Raw genomic sequence first — 13,206 nt, forward strand, 5'->3', positions numbered from 1 at the left:
AATGAAAATTCATCATATTGCCATTATCTGTTCAGATTATACCGTTTCAAAGAAATTCTATACAGAGATTATAGGGTTGAATATCATCCGGGAAGTGTACCGGGAAGAAAGACAGTCCTACAAACTGGATCTGGCGATTGGAGATCATTATGTGATTGAGCTGTTTTCCTTTCCTGATCCACCGCAGCGTCCTTCACGTCCGGAAGCCTGTGGCCTGAGGCATCTTGCTTTCTCTGTTGAAAATGTGGCAGAAAAACGGAATGAACTGATAGGTAAGGGCCTTAGATGTGAAGATATCCGTATAGATGAGTTCACAGGGAAAGAATTTTTCTTTACCCAGGATCCTGATCAGCTGCCGCTGGAGTTTTATGAAATGTAAAATAAATTAGTGAGCGTACCCGGCAAAAAAGCTTACCGCCATTATTGCAAGAACAATAGAAGAAATGACTACATACACGTAGTCTTTTTCTTTTAAATAACCTATCAGAGCAAAAACAATTCTCATCAGAGGGGTAAAGATCAAAAGAAGGATGCCCAGCTGAATAATAGCCATTCCTTCTCCTTTACACAAAGAATCCCAGAAGTGGCCCCATACCTTTTCCGAAGAGGTTCCTACTACAAGGCTTGTATATTTTTTAGGCATTTCAAAGCCTTCAACAAACAGTTTGATAAACCCGATCAGTGAAGTGGCTACAGATAAAATAACTCCCAACCTCAGAAGATTTCCTACCGAACGGTTCAGATCTACGTCTGTAAAATTCTTTCTCATTATCTGAAGCTTTTGTTGATACCGTTATACATCATATAGATTGACAGAATGGTAATCACAATGGCAAAGAATACTTTTAATTTCTTTGTTTTTGAAACCATCAGAGTCTTTGAACCGATAAAACTTCCTATCACCACACCAATCAGTACCGGCGCTACGATCACCGGAATGATTTCACCTCTCTGGAAATAAATCAGGGCACTGGCTACTGCTGTTACTCCGATCATAAAATTACTGGTGGTGGTAGAGACTTTGAACGGAAGCTTCATCATATTATCCATGGCCAATACTTTTAAAGCTCCGGAACCTATTCCCAAAAGTCCGGACATGGCACCGGCAAACATCATCATCAAAAATCCGGGAACTGTATTTCTTGCAGAATAGTTTTTCAAAACGCCTTTATCAGGGAATGTTCCGTATAGTTTCAGCTTTTCTTCCAGGCTTCCTTTGATCAGCGGTTCCTGATGATCCGGTTTTCCTTTAAGGTTTAAAACAACAGTAAGAAGAAGAATACTTGCAAAAATAATCCCGATAGTATTCGGGTTAAGCATTCCTGAAACCAGCGCTCCCACAATAGCTCCTGCCGTAGTGGCTATCTCAAGAAACATCCCGATCCTCATATTGGTGAAACCTTCTTTCACGAAAGCAACAGCCGCACCGGAAGAGGTACCGATTACCGAAATAAGTGAAGCACCGATGGCATAATGCATTGGAACGCCAAAACCCAGCGTTAATAAAGGAATGATAATAACTCCTCCTCCTAAACCCGTAAGTGAACCTAAAAGACCAGCGGAAATTGCGCCAAGGAAGAGTATGATGATTTCTGACATACTACAATTAATGCTACAAATATAAAATTATTGTAGTAGTCTGCCAAACATTTGAAAAAGATAAATTTAACGTATTTTTGTATGCATGAAAAGTGAAATGAAATTATTTTATGTGATTCTTGGGGCAACCCCAAAAGGAAGAAACATTGAGCAGCATGACGTATTTTTCGGAATTGCAGAAAGCCTTAAAGATCTGGTTCCTGAGATGAAAGACTTCTGGAAGGAGGCAGAAGGAAAGATCCACCTGGATTGTTACCAGGAGGTGAAATTTGCAGACGGCTACGAGGTGAAGATTGTAGAAAAAGGAGAGAAAGTTTCTGAAGCCCAGTTGTACTTCCTTAATTTAGGGGGGTATAAACCCGGTTTCTTTGAAGAATTCCATGAGCAGCACCTGATGGTAGGACAGTCTATGGGAGAGATTGTTAAAAGGGCAAAAGCTACAGAATTTTACCAGACCATGGGATTTGAAGGCGCTGTAAGCCATATTGATGATAAGCATGGAGTGGATATTGATGATATTTACAATGTGAATGATATTCTTCCTGCATCCATGAAGGAAAAATATTCCATTGTGCTTACAAAATCGGATGTGGAAGATCAGAAAAACCCGATGGGACTCGGTTATCTGAAAATTGATAAAATTCAATAAATTAAAGTAAATCTAATAAAAATAAAAAATGAAAATAGGAATTCTGGGAGGCGGACAGCTGGGAAGAATGCTGATACAAAGTGCACTAAAGTATGATGATGAGTTTTATACTCTGGATCCGGCTTCTGATGCACCATGTCATAATGTCTCGTATTTTACACAGGGAAATTTCAATGACTATGAAACGGTTCTGAACTTCGGAAAAGGAAAAGATGTGGTAACCATTGAAATAGAACACGTAAATGCCGATGCTTTGGCTGAACTTGAAAAGCAGGGTATAAAAGTTGTTCCCAATGCCAGCATCATCAGGACGATCCAGCAGAAAATCCTTCAGAAAGAATTTTATAAAGCTCACGATATCCCAAGCCCGGAATTTCAGGTGGTATGGAACAGTGATGAAAAAATCATCATGCCCTTGCCATTCGTGCAGAAAATGAATACCGGCGGATATGACGGAAAAGGAGTACAGGTGATCCGGACTGAAGGTGATTTTCAAAATCTTTGGAAAGAAGCTTCAGTGATCGAAAGTCTTGTAGATATTGATAAAGAACTTTCCGTAATCGTTGCCAGAAATGAAAAAGGAGAAACAAATACTTTCCCTGTAACGGAAATGGTGGCAGATCCGAAACTTAATTTATTGGATTTTAATGTATGTCCGGTTCTTCTTACCGAAGATGTTCAGAATCAGATTGATTCTATTACTGGAAAATTCTTAAATGCCGTGAATTCTCCTGGGTTATTTGCCATTGAATTATTCCTTGATAAAGAAGGGAAAGTCTGGGTAAACGAAACCGCTCCGAGATTACACAATTCCGGGCATCAGAGCCAGGAAGGAAATACCAATTCACAATTTGAGCAGATGTACCGTGTGGTAAAGAATCTGCCATTGGCAGATACCGATGCCATTACCTATAGCGGAATGCTGAATCTGGTAGGAGCAGAAGGATATGCCGGAAAAGTAGTGTATGAAGGAATGGAAGATGTACTTAAACTTCCTGAAACTTACATCCATTTATACGGAAAAACAGAAACCAAACCAGGCAGAAAGATGGGCCACATCAATGTTTTGGCAGATTCCAGAGAAGAGCTGATGGAAAAGCTTGTGATGGTGAAAGGAATGGTGAGGGTGATTTCTGAATAATCAGGCTTAAAATAATATAAAAAGAGAGCAGTTTTAACGTTAAAACTGCTCTCTTTGTACTTAGAATCAATAACGATTCAGCCAAAACTTACTGCCCCTTCTTGATAATTTTAGGAAAATCGATACTCCATTTTTTCTCTCTGGAATTATAGATAAGATAAGGTCCGTCAAAACCGTCAATATATACCAATTCATAAGAACCTGTACTATCTGCTGCATAATCCGGACTTACTCCCAGATCGTGTTGTTTAAATCCTAATTGATGAAGGGTATTCCAGTCATCATAACGGGGAAGATTTTTATGTTTTTTCTGATAATTTTCAAGATTCAGAACAAGCTTATTGCCGTATTCTATATCAGAATGTCTGGTTATTTCAATGGGTAAGTTCCAGTAAACAGTCAGTGAAACAGTCCCTAATATCAATATACCCAATAGGGCAAGCAGAATCTTTTTGATCATGAATAGCTGATTTATTTTAAAAAGGTTTCTTTACAATTCTTTCCTTGTATACTCCTTTTACAATTTTAAAAAGTGCTACATAAGATCCGGCTCCGTCAGAATTGAGCATGGTTATATACAAAGTGTCATTTTTACGGTCATAATAGCATGCTGTAAACTGGTTGCTGACATTGAAGAGGTTCTCAATTTCTTTAGTCGGGATCTGAATTTTTTTATCCCTGATCTGTACGGTGATCGATTTATAATGCGTTTTGGGAACAGTACCGTCTGTGCCCCAGATCAGCTTCCCTTTATATTGATCTTCGATCTTTTGTCCGCCATAGCTGGATGAAGAAAAGAATTTTTTATTTTCCTTATAATTGAACTTTTCAGAAATGATATCTACCTTGATATTTCCGGATTTGAAAACCGCCTTATTCTCATCTGTGGTGATGGGAAGAAGTGTTTCGTAAGAATCCAGAAGCTTAACCTTTGAAGTACTAATGTATCCGGATTTTTTATCATTATAATAAACATTAATCCAGTTTTTATTGGCTGCATCCGGCTCCGAAGCATAGACAATTTCATCAGAACTGATCTTTCCCATAACCTTACTTTTTGCATCCGGATTTTCCCTCAGATTGACATAGCCGTCTTTATCTACGATTTTAGCAAACTGAGCGAAAGATAACTGGATACTTAAAATAGCTGCTGCAAGGAATATCTTTTTTGTTTTCAATGTTGTGTTATGATTTTTTATTTTAGCAAAAATAGAGTGATTATTTGATTTCATTTAAAAAGGAATCTCAAGAACCCTTTTTTTGTATTGCCCTTTTTCAATAATAAAAAGCCCTACATACGAACCGGCACCCTCGGAATTGTTGACTGAAATGTATAAAGTATCATTCTCACGGTCATAATAACAGGCAGCGGACTGATTACTGACCTGAAACAGGTTTTCAATCTCCTCTGCAGGCACCTGAATGGTTTTGTCGCCAATTTGTGCGGTGATAGAGAGATAGTGGGTCTTAGGAATGGTTCCGTCTATTCCCCAGACCTGCTGGCCTTTATAAAAATCGCCATAAAGTGTGGAAGAAAAGTCTTTTTCATTTTCCTTAAAATTAAATTTTCCGGAAATAATATTGACCTTAATATTTCCTGACTTAAAGATCGCTTTGTTTGCATCACGTACAATAGACGGAACCTTTTGATAAGATTCTATATATTTCAGCCTTGAATTATAAACATACCCGTTGCTTACGTTAGCCCAATTCTTATGGGTGGGGTCAGACTCAAATATATACACGATTTCATCTGAATTGATCTTTCCCGTAATCTTACTTTTTGCATCTGCATTTTCCCTTACATTCACATAGCCGTCTTTATCTACTACCTTGGCAAATTGGGCCAATGATAATTGCAGACTAAAGACTGCTGTTAAAAGGAATATCTTCTTTGTTTTCAATGAATTTTTATTTTGGACAAAAATAGTTTTATTATTTTACTCAGGGTTTGTGGTTAGTAAAGAAAGAAGCTGGAGGCTGGAAGAGGGAAGTAATTGCAGTGATAAATTGTATTTTGACGACACTCTTCAAGAGTACTGCCGGCAATTTCCCGGGTACGAGTAACTTACAGCCTCTCTCTTCAGGCTTCCTGCAACCTTTTACTTAAATATTTTCTGAATGACATTTCCTATTTCCACAAAGTCTCCATGATTTCCTACAGACCTTATTTCCGGACTGTTTTTATCATATTCTGAGAACGGGAAGATCAGAAGATAATTATTATCATTCAGATTTCTGTTCAACAGTTCAGGAATAAGCCTCATCCTTGGAATATAAGACTTCATGCCCCGTTTTGCCATCAGGATAATCAATGCTTCATCTTCTTTCAGCTGGGCAGCAGTTCTTTCACCGTCCTGCCATGTATTCATAATGATAAACTCAGCTTCTATATTGGCTTTTTTAATGATTTTCTGAAGAATGTCCAGGATATTTTCAGGCGCATAGAAAACGACCGTTGCACCGGAGTTTCTTGCAATATTCCAGACTCTTAAAAGCGCATGGAAGAATCCTGCCTCCTGATGAGCATTCTCAGGAATCATGACAGCATAGCGTTTAATCGTGGAAAGGGGTTGTGCAGCGTGGTATACCAGTACATTCACATCATCATTCTGAAGATAGCCATTATAAAGGTTATAAACGAATGACGGTGAAAATCCTTTTTCATCTTCCAGTCCTATGATGAGGTCTGTGATTTTCTGTTCTTTAATAACATTGTTTACCCCATTGATGACATCATTGTCATATCTTTTGAGTGCCTGCAGTTTAACATCTGCTGCCGCTGCGGTATCTGTTGCCTGATGAAGGAGCTTTTCCGCATTTTTTACTGAAGATTCATTTTTATCTTCATTGATCACGTTTAAGGCAAACAAGTCTTCCGTATTGGAATGCGCCTTGATCAGAATCCCAAGATTAACCATTCTTTCAACAGTTTCTTCGTGATTGATGGCCAAAAGAATATTTTCTTCCTCATGGCTGTTTCCCGAAACGGTATCTTCATTATCTGCCTCAGCAATTTTCTGGGCGCTTGCCATTGAGATGAAGGAAGAAATGGTACATGAAATCAGGATCAGCAGGATACTTCCGTTCAGAACATGTTCATTCAGTAACCTTACGGGTTCTCCGGTCTCGGTTTCAGACAGGATAATATTATATCCTACCATCACGGAAGCCAGTGTTGCTGCAGCTGAAGCAGAGCTTAATCCGAAGATCAGTTTTCCTTCTTCTTTAGTCAGCCTGAATGTTTTTTGGGTAGCCACTGCAGAAAGATACTTTCCACCGATAGAAGCTACCAGCATAATTCCGGCTACTTCCAGGGTTTCCCAGCTTTTAAAGAAGACCTTGAAGTCGATCAGCATTCCCACACTGATCAGGAAAAACGGTATAAATATCGCATTTCCCACAAATTCCACTCTGTTCATCAGGGAAGAGGTATGCGGAATAAGCCTGTTTAAAGCAAGTCCCGCAAAGAATGCTCCTATGATGGCTTCCACACCGGCAAGCTCTGCCAGCATTGCAGCCAGGTAAATCATTACCAGAACAAAAATATACTGTGAAATTTTATCGTCTACTCTTTTAAAGAACCAGCGGCCGATAATAGGAAAGACGATCAGTACAATCAGGGCGAAAACAACAAATGAAACGGATAATTTAACCCAGAATTCAGTCCCTACATCTCCCTGAGACATTCCAACAATCACAGCAAGTACCAATAACGCCAGGATATCCGTAATCATGGTGCCGCCTACTGTAATATTGACCGCTTTATTTTTTGCAATTCCCAGTTTACTTACCAAAGGATAAGCGATCAGCGTATGGGAAGAGAAAAGACTGGCAAACAGAATGGAGGTAAGCATTGAAAAATGCAGGATATAATATCCTCCTAAATACCCAAGAACAAAAGGAACGGTGAAGGTATAGATACCAAAAGTAAGGCTCTTCCATTTGTTCTTTTTAAAATCTCCCATATCAATCTCAAGCCCTGCAAGGAACATGATATAAAGGAGTCCTGTGGTACCGGTCACCACAATGCTGCTGTCTCTCGATAGTACATTGAAACCGTTTGGTCCTATGACAGCTCCTGCAATGATAAGCCCAAGCAGGTGGGGAACTTTAATTTTGTTTAATAATAATGGCGCTGCAAGGATGATGACCAGCACCAGAAGGAACTTCAGTACCGGATCTTCTATAGGAAGACTCAGGTTGTGTATACTCAGTAAAATCATAGGTGTTTTATTTTGTGGAACGTACTAATTCAACAGAGAACTTTGCGGTACAGCCATCAGAGGTGATGGTTCTTGTTCCTTTGATCTTGTTGTCTGAAATGTCATTCAGAAGAACGCTCATTTCCACATTCTTTTTAGCGGTAGAATCGGTTTTGAAAGAAAGTCTGATCTCATTATTTTCAAACTTTCCGGTATAGAGTCTCACCAGATTATTGTTATTGATGATTTTGGTAACCGGCTGGGTAGAATCATTATCAAATTCCCAAACGTCCGTACGCTGATCACCTACAGCATAATCACTGCAGTTGGATTCTGTACAGATCACTTTTCCGTTCCATGGGCCGGAAATCTCTGCAGGCCATGTGGCAATGACCACGGAATCTTTTTTAGCAAAAATACTGTCCCTCATTTTTAACAGTGACTGGTATTCAGATTCTTTTTTGGCGAATGTCTTTTCTTTTTCCAGCAATTGTTTTTCTCTGTCCGTAAGGTTTTTCTCCTTTTCCTTGTAATCACAGCTTATCAGGATGAAAGAGGCCGCAATAAGGGCGAAAAATGTGTTTTTAAGCATGTTGTATGGGTTGAGTATACAATATAGGAAAAATGAAAAGAATATAAAAACTTCTCCGGAGGTTTAACTGTTTAAAATGGTTTGAAATAAAAAGTTTCTTATATCCAATAAGCTTACAGAATGTTTCTTATTGTATTTTCTGCTTTTTAAACATTTCGGGATTATAATTGATGATAAAAACCCCTAAGATGATCAAAACAGCAGCAACAATAAATTTAAAAGAAATATATTCACCAAGGATCAGCCAGCTTAAAAATATGGAAATAATAGTATTGATATACGCTAATATAGAAACCTGTACCGGAGAAATTTTAGTAAGCGCATAATGAAATGCAAAAAATGCGGCTACAGATCCGAAAACCGAAAGGTAAAGCATGGCTGAAATGCTACGCAGCGTCCAGTTTCCGAAATTATAATTTTCTGAGAATAAAAAAGCGAATATAATCTGGGTAATCCCGGCAAATGCAAACTGATAAAATAAATTCAGTGAAATATTTCCGCTGTGAAGATTGAGCTTTTTGGTGAAAATGGTTCCTGAAGCCCAGCCTGCAATAGCAATGAATAAAAACAGAATTCCAAGGGCATAATCCGGATTTTTAAGATCATTGATCCCATCCCAGAATATAAAAATAATCCCGCTGAAGCACATCAGTACTCCTGCAAAAGCCCGCCAGCTGAATTTTTGTAACCCCAGGGCAAGGCTGCCCATGAATACAAGAATAGGAGAGCAGGCACTTATCAGTGAGGTAAGGCTGCTGGTAACTTCCTCTTCAGCCACCGTAGTCATTCCATTCGCAATGACCAACATCAGGATAGAAAAAATGATCTGATATTTCAGATTTTTCCAGCCAATCCATTTAAATTCTTTTCTGTAAATGAGAATCAGAAACATAATAATAGAAGCCAGAAGTTGGCGGATACCTGCAACAAACCAGGCAGGAATGGTTTCCACTGCAATGCGGATCGACAAAAATGTAGTTCCCCACACAATAGCAACGGTAAGGATGGCCAGAGTAAGCTTATAATCTTTCAAAATCTAATGCGGTGTAAAGACAAATATATCCACTTTCAAAAATATCAGATGGGTACAGATGCTATAAATAATAAGAGTACAGATGAAAATATTAAGCCAACAGGTATGATCCTTTTAAGATAAAAAAGTTGCTGATCTATAGAAGTTTTGAAATGAAGCCGAAATATGAAATAAGAATCAACAGTCTCTTTCAGTTTCTCACCTTAATTTTAATTTTTATCTTTGAGCATCTAATAAAAATTGAAGATGGTAGGAATTATTATGGGCAGTCAGAGCGATCTGCCGATCATGGAACAGGCTGCAAATTTTCTGAAAAGTCTGGATATCCCTTATGAACTGACTGTGGTTTCAGCACACAGAACACCTGAAAGAATGTTCGATTATGCAAAAACCGCTAAAGAAAGAGGTCTGAAAGTGATTGTTGCAGGAGCGGGCGGGGCAGCTCACCTTCCGGGAATGGTTGCAAGCTGTACGACACTTCCGGTGATAGGAGTTCCGATCTTGTCCAGTAATTCAATAGACGGCTGGGATTCTGTTTTATCTATCCTTCAGATGCCGGGTGGTATTCCGGTGGCTACAGTAGCATTGAACGGAGCGTTGAATGCAGGAATTTTAGCTGCTAAAATCATAGGAAGTGCAGATGCCCAGGTTGCTGAAAACCTTCAGAAATACCAGGATTCTTTAAAAGACAAAGTATTGGGGACGGTGAATGACATCAAAGCTCAGCACCCGAATCATTTTGATCAGTAATATACAGGTAAACGCAAAATAAATAGCCTCGCTGGAAAGTGAGGCTTTTGTTTTATTTTTTTTCTGACCGGAATATTATCTTCTTTACGGCCTGTTTTTGAAATAAATATCATGATTGAAGGTAAAATAAAAAGCTCTCCAATTTGTATGAAGAGCTTTTATGTTATTCCTGAAGCATATTGTCCCGGGTATTTTTCTGAACTGCGATAGCTCCGAAAAGGGCCAGGAGAAATGCAAATGCATAAAATCCTTTCTCACTTGGTAAAATGGTGGCATTCCAAAGTCCGATAGCCAGCAAAACGATGGAAGACAGGGTTGCAAACCAACAGATCCCATAATAGATATCGGTTACCTGAATATTTTCTAATCTGTCACGGACAGCCTTCTGCAACGATACAACGGCAAATAAACCGTAAAGAAGGATCGTGAAATAATATCCCTTCTCATTCAGCTGCATTTCTGCTCTTGCCAGACCTACGATAAAGCCGATCATTCCTGCTCCCAATGCCACCCAGGATGCTGCTACAAATGCATTTGATACTCTTTGTTTTTTCATGAATTAATGTTTTAAGAGGTTAAATATATTCATTTTTTATAAACTTAGCTTATATAATGATAAAATATGGGTAAAATACGGGACGAAAGACAAAAAATAAGAAAAGCAGCTTGTGATATTGAACTGTATTTCTTTGTAAATTTTGGCTAAAGCCAATGGAAGGTTGTTGATAAAAAAACGGACTAAAGTCCGTTCCTATTGATTTTTATGATGAATTCCTGTTCGTATTTCCTGTAAGTTCTAGCCCTGATAGCAGCGGTTACCCCGCAACATGTGCTAGGGCGCTGGGTTTGATGCGGGAAGATTAGGCGTGAGGAGTATGAGCGGATAGCAGGAATAAGCTCCTAAAAAAACTCCCCAAAATTGGAGAGTTGTATGTAAAATTTATTGAGCAATAATATATTCGTAGTTATACTTTACGGAAAGGTTTCCATCGCTGCCTATCCCTGTAGCCTGCACAGGTAATCCTGCATTATTATATTCTAGAGTGTACTTTGTGGTTTCACTTGGCTTCCAGCTGCCGTCATTGTCCTGAAAACTGTTTTTATCTGTCAGATAGTTGTTTTCGCTTAATGTCATGGCTCTTCCCATCATAATTTTCAGATACTTGTTTGTATTGATGAAGGGGCTTAACTTGTTATCATAAGTATACTCGCTTTTATCAGTAATGCTATAGTTCCCTCCTGTGGATGAGGTTTCTACTGAAACATTGTTTCCGCTATAGGTATATGTGGTAGTTCCCGGTTTTGAGCAATCTGCGGACTGGCAAAGAGTAGAAGAGATCAGCTGGCCGTTCGCATTATACGTATAATTATAAGTTCTGTTACTATTAGAATTTGGATAAACCGCTTTATTACCTGTCAGTTGATCTCCTTTGTAGGTAAAATCCAGGTAATACTCCAATATCTGCTTATTATTATAGTAATTTATTTTTACAGGTTTTCCGTTGCTGTATTCAAAAGTGCTGTTTCTTCCTGCTTCAGACTGCATTCTGATAAGCTCTCCCTGGCTGTTGTATTCCAGTGTTTCTATCTCGGTTTTAGGCTTAGTGGGGTCATCATAATATGTTGTGGTAATCTTACTGAGTAACAGTTTATCTGCAGAAGGGTTAATCATCTCATAATTGTCACTACTACAGCTGTTAAAAAATGCCACAGCGCCCGCTAATCCTAAAAATAATTTAATTTTCATGTTATTTTTTGCGGCAAAAATACAGAATCCCATGTAAGCTGAAAATAAAAAATCCCACTATTTCAAAACAGTGGGATAAAATCATATTTTTTTACAAATCTTAGTATCTGTAGTACTCAGGCTTGAATGGCCCTTTTACGTCTACTCCGATGTACTCAGCCTGTTCAGGAGAAAGTGTCTCAAGCTCTACGCTTAATTTCTTAAGGTGTAAAGCCGCTACTTTTTCATCTAAGTGCTTAGGAAGCATGTATACTTCATTTTTATAAGCAGCAGAGTTGTTCCATAATTCGATCTGAGCCAAAGTCTGGTTCGAGAAAGAGTTAGACATTACGAAACTTGGGTGACCTGTAGCACATCCTAAGTTTACCAATCTACCTTCAGCAAGGATGATTACTTCTTTTCCTTCAATGGTGTAGATGTCAACCTGAGGCTTCACTTCAGATTTAGTCTGACCGTAGTTTTTGTTTAACCAGGCCATATCTATCTCGTTGTCGAAGTGACCGATGTTACAAACGATCGCTTTGTCTTTCATCTTAAGGAAGTGTTCTCCTCTTACGATATTGAAGTTACCTGTTGTAGTGATGATGATATCGGCATTGTCTACTACAGTATCCAGTCTTTTTACTTCATAACCGTCCATAGCAGCCTGAAGCGCACAGATAGGGTCAATTTCAGTAACGGTAACGATAGAACCGGCTCCTCTGAAAGAAGCAGCAGTACCTTTACCTACGTCTCCGTATCCGCAAACTACCACTCTTTTTCCTGCCAGCATTACGTCTGTAGCTCTTCTTACAGCATCTACTGCAGATTCTTTACATCCGTATTTGTTGTCGAACTTAGATTTGGTTACTGAATCATTTACATTGATTGCAGGCATTACCAGGGTTCCGTTCTTCATTCTTTCATAAAGTCTGTGTACTCCTGTAGTCGTTTCTTCAGAAAGTCCTTTGATATCTTTTGTAAATTCAGGATATTTATCAAAAACCATGTTGGTTAAATCTCCACCGTCATCCAAAATCATGTTCAATGGCTTTCTGTCTTCTCCGAAGAACAAAGTCTGCTCAATACACCAGTCAAATTCTTCTTCATTAAGACCTTTCCATGCATACACCGGGATTCCTGCAGCAGCAATAGCAGCAGCAGCGTGGTCCTGAGTAGAGAAGATATTACAAGAAGACCATGTAACTTCAGCTCCTAAAGCTACCAATGTCTCGATAAGCACAGCAGTCTGGATCGTCATATGAAGACATCCTGCGATTCTTGCTCCCTTAAGCGGCTGAGAAGGCCCGTATTCTTCACGGATAGCCATCAAACCTGGCATCTCTGCCTCTGCAAGGGTAATTTCTTTTCTTCCCCATTCTGCAAGGGAAATATCCTTAACTTTATAAGGAACGTATTGTGTTGTAGTACTCATATGTAATGAATAATTTTTAAATTCAATTGATAACGAAATGCAAAATTACAATTAATAATTAAGATATAAAAACCAT

The 13,206-nt window shown here is 38.8% G+C and carries 15 protein-coding genes; 4 read left to right on the plus strand and 11 right to left on the minus strand.

Features of this window, described 5'->3' with window-relative positions; genetic code table 11:
• Nucleotide 1 precedes the first annotated feature (1 nt).
• Nucleotides 2-379 (plus strand): SMU1112c/YaeR family gloxylase I-like metalloprotein, encoded by a 378-nt coding sequence (gene gloA2 / locus ACTJJF_RS00405; RefSeq protein WP_440698283.1) that lies wholly within the window; start codon nucleotides 2-4, stop codon nucleotides 377-379.
• A gap of 6 nt (nucleotides 380-385) precedes the next feature.
• Here gloA2 and ACTJJF_RS00410 read toward each other — a convergent pair whose 3' ends face one another.
• Together ACTJJF_RS00410 and ACTJJF_RS00415 are read right to left on the minus strand one after the other, a co-directional pair.
• Nucleotides 386-769, minus strand: a complete 384-nt coding sequence (locus tag ACTJJF_RS00410) for a DUF1634 domain-containing protein (RefSeq protein ID WP_312296389.1) — start codon at nucleotides 767-769, stop codon at nucleotides 386-388.
• On the minus strand, nucleotides 769-1,599 hold the full coding sequence (locus tag ACTJJF_RS00415) for a sulfite exporter TauE/SafE family protein (RefSeq protein WP_312296391.1): 831 nt from the start codon (nucleotides 1,597-1,599) through the stop codon (nucleotides 769-771). Before ACTJJF_RS00415 ends, ACTJJF_RS00410 begins: the two co-directional genes overlap by 1 nt.
• A 97-nt stretch (nucleotides 1,600-1,696) precedes the next feature.
• Between ACTJJF_RS00415 and ACTJJF_RS00420 the strand changes: the two genes are divergently transcribed.
• Together ACTJJF_RS00420 and ACTJJF_RS00425 are read left to right on the plus strand one after the other, a co-directional pair.
• A complete protein-coding gene (locus tag ACTJJF_RS00420) occupies nucleotides 1,697-2,248 on the plus strand; it encodes a DUF1543 domain-containing protein (RefSeq protein WP_440698284.1) in 552 nt (183 codons plus the stop codon).
• Between the two features lie 28 nt (nucleotides 2,249-2,276).
• The gene (locus tag ACTJJF_RS00425; protein WP_440698285.1) at nucleotides 2,277-3,389 is read left to right on the plus strand and encodes a 5-(carboxyamino)imidazole ribonucleotide synthase; all 1,113 of its coding nucleotides are present in this window, start codon (nucleotides 2,277-2,279) and stop codon (nucleotides 3,387-3,389) included.
• Between the two features lie 88 nt (nucleotides 3,390-3,477).
• Here ACTJJF_RS00425 and ACTJJF_RS00430 read toward each other — a convergent pair whose 3' ends face one another.
• From ACTJJF_RS00430 to ACTJJF_RS00455, 6 genes are all read right to left on the minus strand, one after another.
• On the minus strand, nucleotides 3,478-3,849 hold the full coding sequence (locus ACTJJF_RS00430; protein WP_312296395.1) for a hypothetical protein: 372 nt from the start codon (nucleotides 3,847-3,849) through the stop codon (nucleotides 3,478-3,480).
• A 16-nt stretch (nucleotides 3,850-3,865) separates the two neighbouring features.
• A complete protein-coding gene (locus tag ACTJJF_RS00435) occupies nucleotides 3,866-4,567 on the minus strand; it encodes a hypothetical protein (RefSeq protein ID WP_440698286.1) in 702 nt (233 codons plus the stop codon).
• Nucleotides 4,568-4,621: 54 nt separating this feature from the next.
• Complete coding sequence (locus ACTJJF_RS00440) at nucleotides 4,622-5,293, minus strand: SH3 domain-containing protein (protein ID WP_440698287.1); 672 nt, start codon at nucleotides 5,291-5,293, stop codon at nucleotides 4,622-4,624.
• A gap of 198 nt (nucleotides 5,294-5,491) precedes the next feature.
• Entirely contained in the window at nucleotides 5,492-7,615 is a 2,124-nt protein-coding gene (locus tag ACTJJF_RS00445) for a cation:proton antiporter (RefSeq protein WP_312296400.1), read from the minus strand.
• Nucleotides 7,616-7,622: 7 nt separating this feature from the next.
• A complete protein-coding gene (locus tag ACTJJF_RS00450) occupies nucleotides 7,623-8,186 on the minus strand; it encodes a hypothetical protein (protein WP_440698288.1) in 564 nt (187 codons plus the stop codon).
• A 127-nt stretch (nucleotides 8,187-8,313) separates the two neighbouring features.
• Nucleotides 8,314-9,219 carry a DMT family transporter gene (locus tag ACTJJF_RS00455; RefSeq protein ID WP_440698289.1) on the minus strand — a complete coding sequence of 302 codons (906 nt, stop codon included), beginning with the start codon at nucleotides 9,217-9,219 and terminating at the stop codon, nucleotides 8,314-8,316.
• 246 nt (nucleotides 9,220-9,465) lie between these two features.
• Between ACTJJF_RS00455 and purE the strand changes: the two genes are divergently transcribed.
• Nucleotides 9,466-9,969, plus strand: a complete 504-nt coding sequence (gene purE / locus ACTJJF_RS00460) for a 5-(carboxyamino)imidazole ribonucleotide mutase (RefSeq protein WP_312296405.1) — start codon at nucleotides 9,466-9,468, stop codon at nucleotides 9,967-9,969.
• A 163-nt stretch (nucleotides 9,970-10,132) separates the two neighbouring features.
• On the opposite strand, the gene yiaA is transcribed toward purE, so the two are convergent.
• The 3 genes from yiaA to ahcY form a co-directional block, all read right to left on the minus strand.
• A complete protein-coding gene (gene yiaA / locus ACTJJF_RS00465; RefSeq protein WP_047098325.1) occupies nucleotides 10,133-10,525 on the minus strand; it encodes an inner membrane protein YiaA in 393 nt (130 codons plus the stop codon).
• 384 nt (nucleotides 10,526-10,909) lie between these two features.
• A complete protein-coding gene (locus ACTJJF_RS00470) occupies nucleotides 10,910-11,716 on the minus strand; it encodes a hypothetical protein (protein WP_440698290.1) in 807 nt (268 codons plus the stop codon).
• 100 nt (nucleotides 11,717-11,816) lie between these two features.
• The gene (gene ahcY / locus ACTJJF_RS00475) at nucleotides 11,817-13,130 is read right to left on the minus strand and encodes an adenosylhomocysteinase (protein ID WP_047433999.1); all 1,314 of its coding nucleotides are present in this window, start codon (nucleotides 13,128-13,130) and stop codon (nucleotides 11,817-11,819) included.
• Nucleotides 13,131-13,206 lie beyond the last annotated feature (76 nt).

Source organism: Chryseobacterium sp. 22458 (assembly GCF_052044975.1).
Taxonomy (GTDB): Bacteria; Bacteroidota; Bacteroidia; order Flavobacteriales; family Weeksellaceae; genus Chryseobacterium.